The organism is Vibrio sp. 378, from assembly GCF_033339435.1.
The window spans coordinates 1-704 of the sequence record NZ_JAWOUO010000548.1 but is presented as its reverse complement, the minus strand read 5'-3'; the positions used below and the strand labels follow the sequence as shown (position 1 = coordinate 704).

Sequence of the window (704 nt, the reverse complement as noted above, 5' to 3'; positions counted from 1 at the left end):
AATATTTATACCCGAACGGTCATACCCAATGAAAAAAATATTATTTAGCCTACTTTCAATCACTTTCGTTATGCTTCTGCCATTTCGTGCAGTGGCGTCTTGGTACGAAGTGACAGGCGTTGCCACGATCGTTTCTTCTGAAGATGCGGCAAGGCTCCATGCGTTGGAAGACGCTCTATTCAAAGCCGTCAACTTTTCGGGCGCAGACATTGGCAGCATCAGTAATTTGATGCCGCTATTGGAAGAAAACCGCAAAGAATATCAGTTTACTAACCATGAGGTGCGCTACATTCTCGTGGAATCTGAGCGCAAACGCGGTGGTAAAATGGAAATGAAGATCCGAGTGGACATTTATCCATCGGCAACGGGTTGCCACACGGATCAATACAAAAAGACTATTTTGGTCGGTAACATTGACGTTGCCTCTCCCCAACAAGCAGTCATGGGGCAAATCTACCAAGTGGGTGACGATTTCAGCAAAGTCGTTAATCGCCAATTGGATCAAACCTCGCGCAGCTTCGTTTCTGTTGGCACGACGGACTACTCAATCAGCAGCAATTATCCAGCTCGCACTCAAATGATTGCGCAAGACAACGGCGCACAATACATTATTGGCGGCGTGATCACTGACTTAACGGCAACGATTGAATCTCAACTCTTAAAAGACGACATCATTAACCGTCAGTTTGCTTTAGAGATGAAAG

1 protein-coding gene is annotated in these 704 nt (G+C 45.6%); it reads left to right on the top strand.

Translation table 11 applies throughout. The features are described from left to right. Positions 1-28: 28 nt before the first annotated feature. Positions 29-704: flagellar assembly protein T N-terminal domain-containing protein (locus R7Q48_RS27465; protein ID WP_318133418.1), on the top strand; the 676-nt coding region annotated here is incomplete at its 3' end.